A 17,039-nucleotide genomic window follows, 5' to 3' on the forward strand; every position below is an offset into this window, starting at 1 on the left:
GCATTTTAAGCGATTTTCTTTATGCCTAATTTGGTGTAAAATTAAAATCATGGATAGAAAACGTTTTATTAAAAATTCAGGAATAGGTTTGGGTATAGCATTGATGCCTGGTGTACTACTTAGTCAACCAAATATCTTCTCAACTCCTCATGTTTATGTTAATGATCCAAAAGTAGTTAAAGATAATGATGGTGACGTACTCAATGTTATTGGGGATATACAGACCCATAAATTGTTAGGTGAGGATACAAATAATCAAATTGTGGAATGGGTAGATAATGTCGCTCCAGGTGTGGGAATACCACCGCATATTCATACCAAGGAAGATGAAATTTTTAGGGTGGTTAAAGGGGAAGTGGAAATAACCGTAAACAGTAAAACCACCATTTTAAAAGCAGGTGATATTGCTTTTGCCCCAAAAGGTATCGCACACGCTTGGAAGGTTGTAGGAACAGAAAAGGCAAAAATGATAACCTCTGCTTTTCCTGCAGGTATCGAGTTTATGTTTCAAGAATTAGCAAAATTACCTGAAGGACCACCTAATTTTAAAAAAGTAGCGGAAATTTGTGGAAGACAGGGTATAACTTTTGTGTAAATCTAATTTGCGTGACTATTCTTCTTCGTTTATAGCTTTAAATGCATCTAATGCGAAACTTCTAATTTTCGGGTCGGCATCGTTAAGATGTTCTTCTACGATGCTTAAATAACGAGGTTCTTTTTGTTGTGTAATGAGGTATAAAACCGCCAACTTAATTTTTAGATCGTTGCCTTGTAACAGCAATTTAAAACATTCTAGTTCTGATGGTATCTTATGTTTTATTTTTTGAAGCTCTTCTTCTGATGATATATCAAGGGCAGATTCTTCGATAATAGGTAGCAGCTTGCGCTTAAGCTCACCTGTAAGCAGGTTGTCTAAGAATTCAATGGCATTGTGCTGGGCTTCTTGCTTATGACTTAAAAGACCTTCATAGGCTATGGCAACATCTTTTTGTTGATAGCGTAAACCTAATAATTTAAAGATGCGCTCTAAACCAGAATCTAACCTGCGTTCTAAAAGCTCTAAAAGGCTTGTACGTGCATCTCGTTCTGCATCTCCAATTTCTTTTTTAGACTTGGTTCTGTTTCGATAAGAGATAATTATTTGGGTATGCATTGAAGATAATGTTTGATGGTGCAACTTACACTCATCAAAGATTACCGACACCACTTTATAGCGATTGAATTTTAATTGCGGATGTGTTGAACGAATGGCACTCAAAGCTCTAACCACTTCTAACCGAACAGTTAAATCATTATCTGTTAAAATGCCTAATAATTGATGAACGGCTTCCTTCGAATAAAAAGATTGCATGGCCATAGGTATGAATCGAATCACAGATAAGGGTTGCAGTCTTTGCTGAACATTTTTACGAAGTAATGGTAAAATTTGTGGGCCATATTGTTTAAATGCCTCAATAACCGTAGGTCTATATTTTTTTTGTTCTAAAAACGGAATAATATGTTGACCTAAATTAGGGTCCATTGTACTGCCGATAGACTTGATAGTGGTCATTACAATTTCTTCATTTTCATGATTTAGAAACTCAATAAGCTTGTTGTAATAAATAGGCATATTAGCAACGCCCAGTATTTCTATTACAGTTTCTAAATAGCTTATATTATCTTTATTTTTTTCAATGTTAACGAGCGATTTAGAAATACGGTCTAGTAATGAATAGCGTTGTTTTAGAGAGTAATTATGTTTGGCCTCCCTTGCCAAACAAAATAAGGCTGCCGAAGAAATGCGCTCATTAGAATGTTCTAAATAAGCATCAAATACGAACGATTTGTCTTTATGCGCAAAACTTAAAATGTACGCTAAGGTGGCAATGGTCAAATCTCTATCTTCAATTTTTAAAAGCTCAGAAACCTCAGAGGTCATACTTTTTGAATTTAAAAAGTATAAGTTTTGAATTGCTGATAGTTTCACTTTATTACTTGGGTGTTCTAATAATAACTCGACATCAACGGCAAAACGCTTATCATTGATTTCCATCAATTTATCTAGCATAAATAGAATTTGCTCTTCGCTACCATTTTTAAAAACGGTTCGCATACCTGCAACTACCGAAGTTTTAGAAGCCGTAATTTTTTTTGTTTTTTTGAAAGAATCTGTAAGGACTTCTAAGTTCGTTCTAAAGGTTTTGTAGTATTCTATACGTACTTTATATATGAAATATAACCAAAGACAAACAAGAACGATAATCAATATGCCAATGTAAATTGAAGGCAAGTCTAGTCCGCGTACAACGAAAATTAAAAGACATCCGGCAATACCTGTAGCCAAACTATCCACAACAACGTCGATAAACGATTTGGTCTTGTTCTTTAAATCGAATGGTAAGGGTAATGTCAATAGTTCAGAGGCACTCTTATGTATTGACTGTTTCAGTATACCATCCATAGCTTTTATGACTACCACAGCAGAAAGCTCTGGTAAGAGTAGAAATAAAATACTTCCGCCAAAAATACCAATGGGTAAGAGTAATAAGGAAAAACCAACCCCCCAAATACCTACAATTCTATGGGTGAAAAATAATTGAATGACCAGTGATAATAGATTGAATGTTGAAAACCAAAAAGCAAAAAAAGCGGTCAGCTCATCAGCATCGGTTATTGCAGAGGATGCAAATTCACTAAAAAGATAATCGACAAGCTTTGCGACAACAACACTGACTGCGACAATACTAGCAATGTAAGTGAGATGCTTAGATTTTAGAATAAGCTTCAGAGGAGGCTCGGTATTATTTACCGGATTCTTATGCTTTCTAAAAGAACCATTTTTTTTAACTCGAATATTCCAGATTTTTCTAAGTAACGGAATGCAGAAGAATAGTAGTAGTGCAGCAACGAACATCAAGTTTTCGTTACCAATAAGCGGAGCAAGAATAGAAGTAAGATACCCTCCAAAAATTCCACCAATAATGGCCCCAGAACCTATAAATCCAAATAATCTTTTTGCTTCTCTAATACTAAAGACTAAGTTCGCCAAAATCCAAAATTGAGAAGCGGACAAGACTGCATATATCGCCACCCATATATAAAAAAAGTATAATAATACGCCGCTAACTACATGTAATGATAATAAAATACCTAATCCGATAAGAATTATGATAGAGCTAATAATTGTTACTTCAATAACTTTCTTAAGGGAGAATCTAGAAACTGCTTTTGAATAAAAATATGAGCTTGTAACTGCTGTAACTGCCACTAATAAGAAAGCAAATGGTAATTGCTCAATACCCAATTCTGAGAGAAAAAGGGCGTTTACCGTAGGCTTTATAATCAGCAATACGGCAATGACCAAAAAGATATAGGCGAGCATCCAAAGTGATACCTTGAATTCGCCTTCTCTTACGTCAAATATTTTTTTAATTAATCTTTCTACCATCTAGACATGGAAATCTATATTCCAAGACCTAAAGTACAGGCTTTTTTAGCACCTTTTCTATTGGTTTTACTAAATCTCTTATAATTTGTTCACCGTTGGCGTCATCTATTAGTGCTACTAGAATGTATCGTCTATTGCTGTTCTTACCCCAAACTAAGATAGAATCGGAATGATATGTACGCCATGAGCCTGATTTTCTGAAAAGCCGTGCAGCTGGTGCAATTTGATCTAAAGTGTTTACAAATTTATGGTGTAATTCGGGGTCTTCCATGATATCTAGCATTTGTTTTGACCGCTTCTGATTCACCAATTTACCATTAGCTAATAAATAATAATACCTACATACTTGAGTAACAGATGCCGCATGGCTTAAATTCTTTAATGGCTCACGGTTGGTGTCACCACCACTTCCATAGCGTTTGCCAACCCATAGGCCTCCACCTTTATGCTCATCATAAAAAGCATATTTAGGATCGATCATCACCGCTTCTATCTTATCATACCCTACACCATCAATCATACGGGTAGCAGCAGAATTATCAGATTTACTGATCATTAAACGCATATCTTTTTTTACCTCTGAAGTTTCTTTCAGCTCACCTTTTTCAATAGCATCCATTGCAGCCAATAATATGGCTATTTTAGGCAGACTTGCGGCGTACATCATATGGTTGCCATTTACACGGGCAAACCGTACATTTTCTGGATCACTTAGATCAACTAGACCGACAGCCATTTTCTTTTGTACTATAAGGTCGTTCCAATCAGGGTGCGATGCTAGCTCATCTCTCAAATTGGTTTGTAATGAACTATCTAATAGTTTTTGTAAGGGCTTTATTTTTGAATTATCAATGTTTAAAGGAAGCTCATCTTGTGCGCTAATAGCGAAACAAACGAATAAAGAAAGTAGGAACAATAATCGATTTGGTCTCATTAATTTATACATGATTTAAAATGTAGTCAAAAGTAGTTAATGGACTGATTGACCTTATGTTAATTTTTAAAATTCTTGAAAGTTAAAGAAATTCAATTAATACGCCATTCCACTTTAATTCCTTAAAAATGCTATGTTAAAATTTCAATTGTTTTCAGATAAAATAGTACCTATGTATCCCATTTTTAAAGGAAAAATTTATCAAGGTAAAAAGGGAAATCAAAATAATTACTGTATATTAAAAAAAGGAATTTAAAGAAACATATGAATCTTAAAGACGGCGTTAAAACAGCTGAAAATAAAGTGTCAAATGAAGCTCGTAGATTGAGTATAATGGTTAAGGATACGAGCAAATCTATAGTAGATCGGCTAGAGTGTTTTGAGGACATCATAAGTTTAGAAGTAGGGGATACTGGATTGAGTCGCGCAAAGACTTTAGAGCGTGAATTTGATGTTCGCCAATTGTACATAAAATATGAAGGCGATAATCCGACCGGTACCCAAAAAGACCGAATCGCATTTGCCCAATTGTATGATGCATTAAGACGAGAGTTTAAAGTGGTCAGTTTAGCTACATGTGGTAATTATGGTGTAGCCATGGCCTTGGCTGCCGACTTAGCAGGGATTGCCTGTAAAATTTATATTCCAGAAACATACCACACAGATCGTATAATTGAAATGGAAACCTTGAATGCCGAAATTATTCGTATTCCTGGTAGTTATGAAGATGTTGTAACGGAAAGTTCCAAATTGGCGGCTAAACATGGCTGGTATGATGCCAATCCTGGCGGAGCAAATACGCCACTTCAAATATCTGCTTACGCACAGATTGCTCAAGAAATTTTTGAAGATCTAGGAGACGCTCCGAAATATTGTGCCGTTCCAGTTTCAAACGGAACCTTGTTCGCAGGAATTTACAGAGGTTTTGTAAATCTATATAAAAGAGGGAAAACATCGCGGATCCCTAAAATGATTGCTGCATCATCTTCACATAAGAATCCGATAGTGGAATCTTTTTTAATGGGATTGGACCATTGTAAAGATTTAAACCCTGCAGCAATTAAAGAAACTAAGTACAATGAACCTTTAATAAATTGGCATAGTTTTGATGGGGAAGAGGCGCTATATGCGCTACGTGAGTCTGAAGGTGAGGCATTCAACATAAGTGATAAAAAATTAAAGGAGATGACCTCCTTGTTATATAAAAAGGAAGGATTTCGAATTCTACCTGCATCAACAGCGGGACTCATTGGACTTCTAGAATTAGATGAAAAATTAAATTTTGAGCCGGATCGTTTTGTTGCTGTGCTCACTGCAAAAAATTAAAATAAATAGATGAAAAAAGTAATTGACGGTAAGGCGCTTGTGTATTGTGAAGGTGCTTTTAATACGCCAAATGGAAAAACTGCACATGGCTTGGTTCGTTTCACCGAACGATATGAAGTGGTAGGTGTACTCGATGAAAAATATGCTGGCTCAGATGCTGGTGATGTTTTAGATGGCAGGCCAAATGGCATCCCTGTTTTTAAGGATATGGAATCAGCAGTGGCAGCTCTAAAAGCAACTGATTATATGCCGAGTTATTTGGTGATAGGCTTAGCTCCTGATGGTGGTAGATTGCCAAAAGAAGCAAAAGGAACTATAAAAGCAGCTTTGCAACTAGGGTGGAATGTTGATAGTGGATTGCATGATTTTTTAACCAATGACCCTGAATTGGTTGCTTTGGCAAAAGAGAAAAATGTAAAGATTAGAGATGTTAGAAAAACTCCAGATCGTGACCAATTACACTTTTTTACAGGTGATATCGAAAAAGTAGATTGTTTGAAATTAGCAGTCCTTGGTACGGACTCCGCTTTGGGGAAACGTACTACGGCTTGGATATTGGTACACGCTTTTAGAAAAGCAGGAAAAAAAGCTGAAATGATTGGCACCGGACAAACCGGTTGGATGCAAGGTGCCAAATACAGTATGGTAATGGATAGTTGTATTAATGATTTTGTCTCTGGTGAAATTGAACATGCCGTAGTTAGCGCATGGAAAAATGAAGATCCAGATGTTATTGTAATTGAAGGGCAAGGAAGTTTAATGAACCCAGCATACCCTGGCGGTTTTGAGATTTTAGCTGCAGGTAGACCTGATTATGTAATTCTACAACACGCCCCTAAACGCTTAGAGTACGACGGTTTTCCTGGGTATAAAATGCATTCGTTGGCTGAACAAATAAATGCTATACAAGTCATTTCCGGGAAAGAAGTGATTGCTATTACGGTCAATCATGAAGGTATGGAAAAAGAAGAAATATTAGATGTCTGTAAGGCAATCACTTTAGAAACCAAATTGCCTGCTTTTGATGTATTGGAGTATGGCGCAGATGATTTAATTGCACTTTTGTTGGATAAAATAAAATGAGAATAACCAACCTTTCTTTTGAGCGTTTAGACCTAAAGTTGTCTGACCCTTATACGATTGCTTACGAGACCATAGACCGTACCAGCAATTTCATATTAAAGATTGAAACTGATAGTAGAATTGTTGGGTATGGTTGTGCGGCACCTGATCCTGTGGTAACTAATGAATCACCTAGTGATGTTACTGATGCGATTAAAAACATTATAATTCCTTATTTGCGCGGTAAAGACCCCTTTACATATGCATTACTGTTGTTAGAGCTAAAAGAATTATTGGTTAAAAGGTCTTCTGCTTTGGCTATGGTAGACATGGCTTTGTTCGATATTATGTCGAAAAAAGCTGAGGTTCCGTTATATAAATTTTTAGGTGGTTTTCGAACTCATATTGCTACCAGTATTACTATTGGTATAATGGGGTTAGAAGAAACCTTATCGTATGCTAGTGAATTCATTCAACAAGGTTTTACCATTCTGAAAATTAAGGGAGGTTCTAATCTTGAAGAGGATATTGCTAAAATGAGATCTATTCATGAGAGATATCCGAATGTAGAATTACGGTTCGACGGTAACCAAGGCTATTCTGTTAAAGAATCGGTAGATTTTGTAAAAGCTACCGCAGCTATTGGAATTGAAATTTTCGAACAACCAACAAAGATTGAAGCTGAGGAGCGCTTAGGGGAAGTTACTGGTCAAGTAAGTATACCCGTAATGGCAGATGAAAGTTTAAAAACATTGACAGATGCTTTTCGCTTGGCGCAGAATGAACGTGTTGACATGGTCAATATTAAATTGCAGAAAGTCGGTGGTATTTGGGTGGGTATGCATATTAACTCAGTCGCAAAAGCTGCAAAATTAGATGCAATGGTCGGTTGTATTGATGAATGCGGTTTAGGTATTGCAGCGGGTTTACATTTTGCGCTTTCAAGACCAAACATAGTTTATGCTGATTTAGATGGTCATTTAGATATTATTGATGATCCTTATCATTCTATTTTTAAATTGGAAAAAGGTATTTTGTATCCCACCGAAGAATACGGGCTAGGGTATTCAGAAACTAACTTTTAATTCGCTTCCATATGTATTTAACTTTACTTGCTGTATTTATCGTTGGATATTTATTTATTGCTCTTGAGCATACCGTAAAAATAGATAAGGCTGCTACAGCCTTATTAACAGGTACACTTTGTTGGGTGGTTTTTATTTTTGGAAGAGATGTTTTTCTCGCTAATATTACTGGGGAGGAATCTATTCATTTTGTGACCGAAAGTTTACGGGAGAATTTAGGTGAGATATCTGAAATTCTATTCTTTCTGCTAGGTGCCATGACCATTGTAGAGATTATTGATGCCCATGAAGGTTTTTCGGTCATCACAGATAGAATCACTACTACGAATCGAGTAAAGTTGTTATGGATTCTTTGTATGCTTACCTTCTTTTTATCGGCTGCTTTAGATAACTTAACAACAGCAATCGTTATGTCTGCTTTGCTTCGTAAACTGATTCATGAAAAAAAGGATCTTTGGATGTTTGCCGGACTTTTGATTATTGCTGCAAATGCTGGTGGTGCATGGTCACCAATTGGTGATGTCACTACCATTATGTTGTGGATCGGTGGTCAAGTGACTGCCATGCATATTGTCACAGAAATTTTCTTACCAAGTTTAGTCTGTTTATTAGTTCCTCTAGCGATTGTTTCGTTTCGTTTTAAAGGACATATAACCAAACCTTTTGAAAAGCATAATTTAGAATCACATGGTCTTGAAATAAGCAAATTTGAAAAAAATCTTGTATTTGTAATAGGTATAGGCGCCTTACTTTTTGTGCCTATTTTCAAAACTATTACGCATTTACCACCTTTTATGGGTATACTTCTAGGACTTAGTGTAGTCTGGATTACGACAGAAATAATACACAGAAATAAAACCATTGAAGAAAAGAAAACTTTGGCAATTTCTAATGTGTTACGTAGAATAGATACTCCGAGTATTCTGTTTTTTTTAGGTATACTAGTGGCGGTTGGTGCTTTACAATCTGCAGGGCATTTAGCCGATATGTCTCGTTTGTTAGATGCTAATTTCGATAGTATTTATGCTGTTAATGCTATTATCGGTGTGTTATCATCAATTGTTGATAACGTGCCTTTAGTTGCCGGTACTATGGGGATGTATAGTTTAGAAATTTATCCGCCAGATTCTGATTTTTGGGAATTATTAGCTTTTTGTGCAGGTACAGGTGGTAGCATTCTTATCATTGGTTCGGCTGCAGGTGTTGCCATTATGGGTATCCTTAAAATTGATTTTATGTGGTATTTGAAGAATATCTCCTTTTTGGCAATAATAGGATATGCTGCAGGAATTTTGACCTTTATGTTGGTAAACTAATAGCTGTTAATTCTCTAATTCTTCAATAAGATTAGCGACTAAAGCAGTCCACCCTGTTTGATGTGAAGCTCCTAAGCCTCTACCGTTTTCGCCGTGGAAATATTCATAGAACAATACTAAATCTTTAAAGTTTTGGTCTTGGTAGAATTTCTCATAATTCTTATTGATGGGTCGGTTGCCTTCAGAATCCTTTTCGAACAAATGAATTAAGCGATTACTCAATGCATCGCTTACCTGTTTTAAGTTCAATAATTTGGTGCTGCCTGTAGGGAATTCGAATAAAAAATCATTACCACTATAGGTTTGGTACTCACGCAATGCTTTTATAAAAAGATAATTCATCGGCATCCAAATGGGGCCACGCCAATTAGAGTTGCCACCGAAAAGAGAAACGGTAGATTCTGCAGGTTCATAATTAATAGAATATTCAACTCCGTCTATATGAATCTGGTAGGGTTTCTGGTGAATTTTAGAAAGGGATCGAATCCCATAAGCGCTTAAAAATTCTTTTTCATCCAATAATGCGCTCACTAGTTTTTGCATGCGATCTTTAGGCACCAATGACAATAATAAATCATCACCATCTTTAAACTGCTGAATTACTTCATACTTTAAATTCTCTGCTCTGTACTTTTGAAACCAAAGAATACTGGCTTTAAATTTCGGGAATTTATCCAACACACTTTTTTTAATGGTAAGTACGGCTGCCAGTGATAACATCCCTGCAATAGAGCGTACTTTTATAGTGGTAGATCTGCCGTCTGGTAAAATTAAACGGTCATAAAAGAACCCCTCTTCATCATCCCAAGTATTGGCTTTGTCGGTATCCATTTTGTTCAAAGCTTCTGCGATGAAGACGAAATGTCCGAAATATTTGGTAGCCATATCTTCATATGAATCATCATGTTCGGCGATACGCAAACTCATTTCTAGCATGTTTAAACTGTACATTGCCATCCATGCGGTACCGTCTACCTGGTCAAGAAATCCGCCACCCGGTATACCATGACTTCGGTCAAAGACTCCGATATTATCTAATCCTAAGAATCCACCTTGAAAAACGTTGTTGTCATTTCTATCCAATCGGTTTACCCACCAATTAAAATTTAAGGATAGTTTATTGAACATTCGCTTCAAGAATTTGATATCTCCTTCGCCTGTTTTTGATTTGTCGATTTTGTAAATCTGTAATGCCGACCATGCTTGCACTGGCGGATTTACATCACTGAAATTCCATTCGTATGCTGGTATTTGCCCGTTGGGCGACATGTACCATTCTTTGGTAAATAATAATAACTGCTCTTTGGCAAAGTCTGGGTCTATAGAGGCGAACGATACACAATGAAAAGCGGAATCCCATGCAGCATACCAAGGATATTCCCAAGCGTCTGGCATTGAGAGTATATCGTGGTTACGTAATGTTTTCCAATTAGCATTGCGACCAATAAATCTTTCTTTTGGTGGTTGTGAATTTTTTGAATCACCATTGAGCCATTTTTCAACCTCGTAATTGTAGTATTGTTTGGTCCATAATAACCCTGAGAATGCCTGCTTTAAAATAGCCTTTCGGTCTTCTGAGGCTTTCGGTGCAATGTCATTATAGAATTGCGCACACTCTTTTTGTCTTTTCTTAAAAATACTATCAAAATCGGCAAAGGGCTCTTTAAGATTTTCTTCTGTTAAGCGTAATTGAAATGTTTTAGATTCCCCACCTTTTAAAATTTGTTGATAAAGTGGTGCAAACTTGGTACCTGAATTATTTTTGGTAGCCAACTCAAAATCATTAGTACAAACTGCCGTATGAAACAAGTCCTTTTTAAACGGATGCTGATTCTTTTCTTTGTAAACTTTCTCTCTATTGGTTTCGTTTTCCGTGAACAATAGTTTGTCTGCCTTCTGAAAATAAAGATTGTATTGGCCAACATACGGGTGGTCAATATGAACATACGTATTTGTTTTGCTCCCTTTTTTGGTGATAATAGGTTTTTTCGTCATTTCCTTAAACGTCCAATGATTACGCATAATCATTTGAGGTAGTAAGGAGATCGGCGCAGGCTTACTGTTTCTATTTGTAATGGTTATTTTTATAAGAATATCGGTTTCATCACCTTTTGCGTATTCTGTACTGACATCGAAATAAGTATTGTTATCAAAAATACCAGAATCCAATAACTCAAATTCCAAATCTTCTCTAGAGCGTTTTTTATTTTCCTCAATCAGCTGATCATATGGGTATTTTTTTTGAGAATACTTATACAAATACTTCATGTACGAATGTGAGGGTGTATTCTCTAAATAATAATAAAGCTCCTTTACATCTTCCCCATGGTTACCTTGCGGACCTGTTAAACCAAATAGACGCTCTTTTAGTATATCATCTTGCCCGTTCCATAATGCAATGCTAAAACACATATTGCTATAACGGTCGCTAATACCAGCAATTCCATCTTCACCCCAACGAAAAGCGCGACTTCTGGCATGGTCATGCGGAAAATAATTCCAAGCATCACCATTAGCGCTATAATCTTCACGTACGGTTCCCCATTGGCGCTCACTTAAATAGGGGCCCCATTTTAACCAATCTTTTTCTTCGCTTTGGTGTTGGGATAGTCTTTCTTTTTCGGGGTCTTTCATAGAAAACTATATTCTCTGTTCGTTTTAAAAATAGGTCAAGTTGGTCCAATATCAAATAAGACTACAATTTGCTAACATCAATTTTAAAAAGCTCCGCTGCATTTTTCCATAAAATCAGCTCTTTTTTTTCGTCAGCTAAATCTAATTGATTCATGAATTTTAAATACGATTTCATATTTGAAATTGGCCAATCAGTACCGTAAAGTAAGTATTTTGGGTCACCAGCATAGGTAATCATTTCTTCAATTTCCTTTTTCATGTACCGCTCAAACTTATCGGAGAAGTCACCTAACACTAAACCAGATATGTCTGCATACACGTTTTTATTCTTGTAAACGACTTCCATACAATCTTTGATCCACGGGTTACCTACATGACAGATTACAATTTTTAAATCGGGATAATCAACCGCCAAGTCATCAATGTGAATAGGGTGTGAGTATTTTATTTTACCGGTGGGGGCATAGGTGTCACCAGAGTGAAACATAACAGGAACGTCATATTCTATGGCCATTTCATACATCAACTTAAACCGAATATCGTTCGGATAAAAAGGCTCGTAGCCAGGGTAGAATTTCAGTCCCTTGATAAATCCATTTTCAAGGTATTCACTAATCTCACGAACATCTCTGTGGTTATAATGTAAATAACTAACACCTGATACGACACCCAAGTTGTTATATCCTTTAATAGCTTCTACCACTTGTCTCGTACTCGGGCGATGTTCATTTACTTTATAAGACGTAAGCACTAAAGAATAATCGATATTGTTGGCTACCATATTTTCAGAAAGCTTGTCTAAACTTTCGTTTAAAGAAACGACTCTGTCTTCATGGTAATTGTTGATGTGGGTATGTACGTCTATAATCATGTGCTATTGTTTTTTTTGTAATTGAATATGCTTTATCTCGATTATAAAAAATATTTTTTTGAGAATACTTTTAAGATTTTAATGAAATTAGGGAAATAAGACTCGATTTCATTAATACTTCCACTTAGCTTGATTTATTTCAACATCATTTTTTCTGTACTTAGCAATTTTTTGGATAAGCTCTACAGGTAATGGATTACTGTAAAGAAATTGAACTGAATCTTTGTTGACTTTGTAAGGTTCAAGTTCTTTTTGAAAGGGTTTTAAGGCAGGACCAGTTGGAATAAAAGATAAATGTGATTTATGGGCGGAATATGCAAATAAAATAGTTTCTGATTTAAAAACAGGTTTTCCCCATTTTATAACTTCAATGGCATTTGGAACTATATTTTTTAATATGAATCGTAATTCACTTAATTTTTCTAGCCTTTCTTCTTTTACTTGCTCGAAATATTCATCAACAGTTGTAGGTTTCATTCGTTATAGCCTAAAGGGTTTGTATCTAAAAATCAAATAAACTAAACCGCCCTCTGCACCACCTCAAATACCTTATTGGCATCGCACTTAATGGTTTTTGCCGGGTATTTAAGAATCAAGGCGTAATCATGTGTGGCCATTAATATAGTACGACCTGCTTTATTGATTTCTTGTAATACTTTCATGACCTCTACACTGGTTTGTGGATCCAGGTTTCCGGTAGGTTCATCAGCTATAATCAATTCTGGGTCGTTTAAAAGGGCACGGGCAATAGCAATGCGTTGTTGCTCACCTCCAGAAAGTTCATGCGGAAATTTAAATCCCTTTGTTTTCATGCCTACTTTTTCAAGAACATTCAACACTTGGGTATCCATTTTTGCTTTGTCCGTCCATCCGGTTGCCTTCAAAACAAATAGCATATTTTGATTAATATTACGGTCTGGGAGTAGTTTAAAATCTTGAAAAACAATACCTAATTTTCTTCGTAGAAAGGGAATGTCATTTTCTTTTAAGGTCTTTAAATTGAATTCAACAATATGACCTTCACCTTTTTGCAATGGTAAATCACCATATAGTGTTTTCATGAAGCTACTTTTACCACTTCCCGTTTTACCGATGAGGTATACGAATTCCCCTTTTTCAATTTTTAAACTCACTTCGCTCAAAACCAAACTCTCTTTTTGAAATATAGAGGCATCCTTAAGTTCTAAAACAATCTCTTTCATAGCGCTAATGTTGATATAAAAGTAATAAGTTCCTATTGATAATGGAGAACCCTTTTTCAAAATCTTTTCTTTTGCAGTGGTATTGCACATACTTAGGTACAATTTTTGTCGTTATGACATGTTATAACGGTATTTCTAAATAGTAACAGAACACTATGCTTAAAAAAATCACCGCTTTTATTCCAATGGTATTCGGTTTGGTCGCTTTGACCAGTGCCCAAGAGTCTAAGATTTATACCCACGAACAAAAAGCATTTCAAGACGCCTTAGCGCTTTACAACAACGAACAATATCAAGCGGCACAGACCATTTTTGATAAAGTCAAAGTGACTTCAAAAGATGAGGAGACGGCTGCCAATAGCGCATATTATGCGGCTAACGCAGCAGTACGACTTAACCAAATTGGTGCAGATCGTTTAATGGAGGATTTTGTTGAAAAATATCCTACCTCTACAAAACGTAATTCTGCCTTTGCCGACGTGGCAGAGTATTATTTTCAAACCGGTAAATATCCATATGCCCTAAAGTGGTATGACAAGGTAGACCAGAAGTCATTGTCTCGTGGTGAGATGGACAAGTTTAATTTCAATTATGGATATTCTTTGTTTTCATCCCGTAAAACAAAAGAAGCAGAAAAGTATCTTGAAAAGGTAACTACTTCTCCAACTTATGGGTCACAGGCCAAATATTACTTGGGTTATATTTCGTATCAGCAAGATGATTACGAAACTGCCAACCAACGTTTCGACCAAATTACGGATCAAGATGTTCTAGAGGAGAAATTGAGTTACTACCAGGCTGATATGAATTTTAAGCTGGGTAAATTTGAAGAGGCTATTGCTTTGGCGAAAAAACAGTTACCAAAATCTGACAGAAAAGAAGTTTCTGAATTGAATAAGGTAATTGGCGAGAGTTATTTTAATCTTAAGCAATATGAGAATGCGGTTCCGTATTTAAAGGAATATAACGGTAAAGGAGGCAAGTGGAGTAATACAGATTACTATTACTTAGGATATGCCTATTACAAGGGCGGCGATTATGCAAATGCCATTGCTCAATTCAATAAAATTATTGGCGGAACCAACAGCGTTGCACAAAATGCATATTACCATTTGGCAGAGTGTTATTTAAAGTTGGATAAAAAACAGGAAGCTCTAAACGCTTTTAGAAATGCTTCTCAAATGGATTATAGCGCTGAGATTCAAAAAGATGCATTTTTAAATTATGCACGATTGAGTTATGAGGTAGGTAACGCTTATGAACCCGTTCCACAGGTGATTACAAATTACTTAAAAACCTACCCGAACGACGAACATCAAGAAGAAATGCAAACCTTGTTGGTAGATTCATATATTACTTCAAAGAACTTTGCCGGAGCCATGAAATTGCTAGAAGAAAATAAAAACTATGCTAGTAAATCGGTCTACCAAAAAGTAGCATACTATAGAGGTATCGAACTTTTTATGGAAGGTGATTATGCTGCTGCTTCAGAGAATTTAGCTAAGTCATTGTCAAGTGCTGAAGATATGCTGTTCAAGGCAAGAGCGAGCTACTGGAAAGCAGAAGCAGATTATTTGTCCAATCGATTTGATGATGCGGTAAAAGGGTATGCTGCTTTTAAAAATAATCCCTCAGCAAAGAATACAGAAATGTATGCCGACGTAGATTATAGTTTAGCCTATGCGTACTTCAAGCAGAAAAAATATTCAGATGCCATAACTTATTTTAATTCATTCACTGGTAACAGTAATGCTGAAGTAGAGAAATTACACGATGGCTTTTTACGATTAGGAGATAGCTATTATGCTACCAGTAAATATTGGCCAGCGATAGAAACATATAACAAAGCGTTAGACTTAACAGGGCCAGAGAAAGACTATGCATCGTATCAAAAGGCAATGAGCTATGGTTATGTGGATAGGAGTACCAGTAAAATTGAAAACTTAGAATCTTTTGTAAGTCAGTATCCAAGATCAAGCTTTAAAGATGATGCGCTTTTCGAATTAGGAAACACCTACATTTCACAAGGTCAAGAGAATAAAGGATTGGAAGCTTACGATCTTTTAATAAAAGAATACAAGGGTAGTTCTTTGGTGCCACAAGCTTTAATGAGACAAGGTTTGGTTAATTACAACGCCAACAGAAACGAAGCTGCTCTAGTGAAGTTTAAGACTGTTGTTCGTGATTATCCAAAAACACAAGAAGCAATACAAGCCGTGGCTACGGCAAAATTGGTTTATGTTGATTTAGGGCAGGTAAACGAGTATGCCGATTGGGTTCGTGGTCTTGATTTTGTTGAGGTGACCGATACAGAACTAGATAATGCAAGTTTTGATGCTGCTCAAAAACAAAACCTAGAGGGTAATGTTGAGCCTGCTATACGTGCATATGAAAATTACATTCAGCAATTTCCTAATGGTCTGCATGCCGTTGATGCAAATTTCAGTTTGGCACAATTGTACTTCGGAAAAGGAGAAAAAGAATCGGCTTTACCCTTTTACAAGTATGTTGCCGACAGAAGTACAAGTGAATATGCAGAGCAAGCATTGACAAGGGTTTGTGAAGTGTATATCGGTAAAGACGATTACAACACTGCATTGCCTTATTTATTGAAATTGGAGGGTCAGGCGAATATTCAACAGAATAGAACCTTTGCACGCTCTAATCTAATGAAAGGGTATTATGGGCAACGTAATTATGCCAAAACAATAGAATATGCTGATAAGGTATTGGCAACTTCAAATATCGATAACCGTATTAAAAGTGATGCGCATATTATGATCGCTAGATCAGCTATCGCTACTAATAATGAAGCAAAGGCAAAATCTGCCTATGCCGAAGTATTGAAAATTGCTTCTGGCGCGACCGCTGCAGAAGCGCTATACTACGATGCCTATTTTGAGCATAACGAGGGTGCTTTTGAAAATTCGAATGTAGCCATTCAAAAACTCGCAAAAGATTATGCGGCTTATAAGGAATGGGGTGGTAAAGGTTTGGTCTTAATGGCGAAAAACTATTATGCACTTAAAGATGCTTATCAAGCTACTTACATTTTAGAAAGTGTGATTACCAATTTCAGTCAGTATCCAGAAATTGTTGCTGATGCAAGGGCAGAGCTAGCCATCATCAAATCAAAAGAAGCTCAAAGTAATTCATCGGTTAATCCTAATTAAACAACA

12 protein-coding genes are annotated in these 17,039 nt (G+C 36.2%); 6 read left to right on the plus strand and 6 right to left on the minus strand.

Annotation, left to right across the window (positions count from 1 at the left end; all coding sequences use genetic code 11):
- Positions 1–49: 49 nt before the first annotated feature.
- Positions 50–595, plus strand: a complete 546-nt coding sequence (locus BMY56_RS07715; protein ID WP_091622257.1) for a cupin domain-containing protein — start codon at positions 50–52, stop codon at positions 593–595.
- Positions 596–610: 15 nt separating this feature from the next.
- On the opposite strand, the gene BMY56_RS07720 is transcribed toward BMY56_RS07715, so the two are convergent.
- Together BMY56_RS07720 and BMY56_RS07725 are read right to left on the minus strand one after the other, a co-directional pair.
- Positions 611–3,430, minus strand: a complete 2,820-nt coding sequence (locus BMY56_RS07720) for a hypothetical protein (RefSeq protein WP_091622260.1) — start codon at positions 3,428–3,430, stop codon at positions 611–613.
- Between the two features lie 28 nt (positions 3,431–3,458).
- Positions 3,459–4,376 carry a serine hydrolase gene (locus BMY56_RS07725; RefSeq protein ID WP_245737173.1) on the minus strand — a complete coding sequence of 306 codons (918 nt, stop codon included), beginning with the start codon at positions 4,374–4,376 and terminating at the stop codon, positions 3,459–3,461.
- A 252-nt stretch (positions 4,377–4,628) separates the two neighbouring features.
- On the opposite strand from BMY56_RS07725, the gene BMY56_RS07730 reads away from it, so the two are divergent.
- The 4 genes from BMY56_RS07730 to nhaD are packed head-to-tail and all read left to right on the plus strand — an operon-like array spanning position 4,629 to position 9,153.
- Positions 4,629–5,690 carry a pyridoxal-phosphate dependent enzyme gene (locus tag BMY56_RS07730; RefSeq protein WP_091622265.1) on the plus strand — a complete coding sequence of 354 codons (1,062 nt, stop codon included), beginning with the start codon at positions 4,629–4,631 and terminating at the stop codon, positions 5,688–5,690.
- A gap of 9 nt (positions 5,691–5,699) precedes the next feature.
- Complete coding sequence (locus tag BMY56_RS07735; protein ID WP_091622268.1) at positions 5,700–6,773, plus strand: N-acetyltransferase DgcN family protein; 1,074 nt, start codon at positions 5,700–5,702, stop codon at positions 6,771–6,773.
- The gene (locus tag BMY56_RS07740; protein WP_091622271.1) at positions 6,770–7,837 is read left to right on the plus strand and encodes a mandelate racemase/muconate lactonizing enzyme family protein; all 1,068 of its coding nucleotides are present in this window, start codon (positions 6,770–6,772) and stop codon (positions 7,835–7,837) included. Before BMY56_RS07735 ends, BMY56_RS07740 begins: the two co-directional genes overlap by 4 nt.
- 11 nt (positions 7,838–7,848) lie before the next feature.
- A complete protein-coding gene (nhaD, locus tag BMY56_RS07745) occupies positions 7,849–9,153 on the plus strand; it encodes a sodium:proton antiporter NhaD (RefSeq protein WP_091622274.1) in 1,305 nt (434 codons plus the stop codon).
- A gap of 6 nt (positions 9,154–9,159) precedes the next feature.
- On the opposite strand, the gene BMY56_RS07750 is transcribed toward nhaD, so the two are convergent.
- The 4 genes from BMY56_RS07750 to BMY56_RS07765 all read right to left on the minus strand — a co-directional run bounded on the left by BMY56_RS07750 (position 9,160) and on the right by BMY56_RS07765 (position 13,860).
- Positions 9,160–11,787 carry an MGH1-like glycoside hydrolase domain-containing protein gene (locus tag BMY56_RS07750; RefSeq protein ID WP_091622277.1) on the minus strand — a complete coding sequence of 876 codons (2,628 nt, stop codon included), beginning with the start codon at positions 11,785–11,787 and terminating at the stop codon, positions 9,160–9,162.
- Between the two features lie 61 nt (positions 11,788–11,848).
- Complete coding sequence (locus BMY56_RS07755) at positions 11,849–12,658, minus strand: amidohydrolase family protein (protein WP_091622280.1); 810 nt, start codon at positions 12,656–12,658, stop codon at positions 11,849–11,851.
- Positions 12,659–12,769: 111 nt separating this feature from the next.
- A complete protein-coding gene (locus BMY56_RS07760; RefSeq protein WP_091622282.1) occupies positions 12,770–13,135 on the minus strand; it encodes an iron chaperone in 366 nt (121 codons plus the stop codon).
- A 41-nt stretch (positions 13,136–13,176) separates the two neighbouring features.
- The gene (locus tag BMY56_RS07765) at positions 13,177–13,860 is read right to left on the minus strand and encodes a cell division ATP-binding protein FtsE (RefSeq protein WP_091623211.1); all 684 of its coding nucleotides are present in this window, start codon (positions 13,858–13,860) and stop codon (positions 13,177–13,179) included.
- 155 nt (positions 13,861–14,015) lie between these two features.
- Here BMY56_RS07765 and BMY56_RS07770 point away from each other — a divergent pair, with 155 nt between their 5' ends.
- Positions 14,016–17,033: a tetratricopeptide repeat protein gene (locus tag BMY56_RS07770; protein WP_091622285.1), complete on the plus strand. Its 3,018-nt coding sequence runs from the start codon at positions 14,016–14,018 to the stop codon at positions 17,031–17,033.
- Positions 17,034–17,039: the final 6 nt, after the last annotated feature.

Source organism: Maribacter orientalis, assembly GCF_900109345.1.
In the GTDB taxonomy this organism is placed as follows: Bacteria; Bacteroidota; Bacteroidia; order Flavobacteriales; family Flavobacteriaceae; genus Maribacter; species Maribacter orientalis.

Excerpts from the sequence above, each read along its gene's own strand:
- BMY56_RS07715 (WP_091622257.1), top strand. The coding sequence starts at position 50 with ATGGATAGAAAACGTTTTATTAAAAATTCAGGAATAGGTTTGGGTATA.
- BMY56_RS07720 (WP_091622260.1), bottom strand. The coding sequence starts at position 3,430 with ATGGTAGAAAGATTAATTAAAAAAATATTTGACGTAAGAGAAGGCGAA.
- BMY56_RS07725 (WP_245737173.1), bottom strand. The coding sequence starts at position 4,376 with ATGTATAAATTAATGAGACCAAATCGATTATTGTTCCTACTTTCTTTA.
- BMY56_RS07730 (WP_091622265.1), top strand. The coding sequence starts at position 4,629 with ATGAATCTTAAAGACGGCGTTAAAACAGCTGAAAATAAAGTGTCAAAT.
- BMY56_RS07735 (WP_091622268.1), top strand. The coding sequence starts at position 5,700 with ATGAAAAAAGTAATTGACGGTAAGGCGCTTGTGTATTGTGAAGGTGCT.
- BMY56_RS07740 (WP_091622271.1), top strand. The coding sequence starts at position 6,770 with ATGAGAATAACCAACCTTTCTTTTGAGCGTTTAGACCTAAAGTTGTCT.
- nhaD (WP_091622274.1), top strand. The coding sequence starts at position 7,849 with ATGTATTTAACTTTACTTGCTGTATTTATCGTTGGATATTTATTTATT.
- BMY56_RS07750 (WP_091622277.1), bottom strand. The coding sequence starts at position 11,787 with ATGAAAGACCCCGAAAAAGAAAGACTATCCCAACACCAAAGCGAAGAA.
- BMY56_RS07755 (WP_091622280.1), bottom strand. The coding sequence starts at position 12,658 with ATGATTATAGACGTACATACCCACATCAACAATTACCATGAAGACAGA.
- BMY56_RS07760 (WP_091622282.1), bottom strand. The coding sequence starts at position 13,135 with ATGAAACCTACAACTGTTGATGAATATTTCGAGCAAGTAAAAGAAGAA.
- BMY56_RS07765 (WP_091623211.1), bottom strand. The coding sequence starts at position 13,860 with ATGAAAGAGATTGTTTTAGAACTTAAGGATGCCTCTATATTTCAAAAA.
- BMY56_RS07770 (WP_091622285.1), top strand. The coding sequence starts at position 14,016 with ATGCTTAAAAAAATCACCGCTTTTATTCCAATGGTATTCGGTTTGGTC.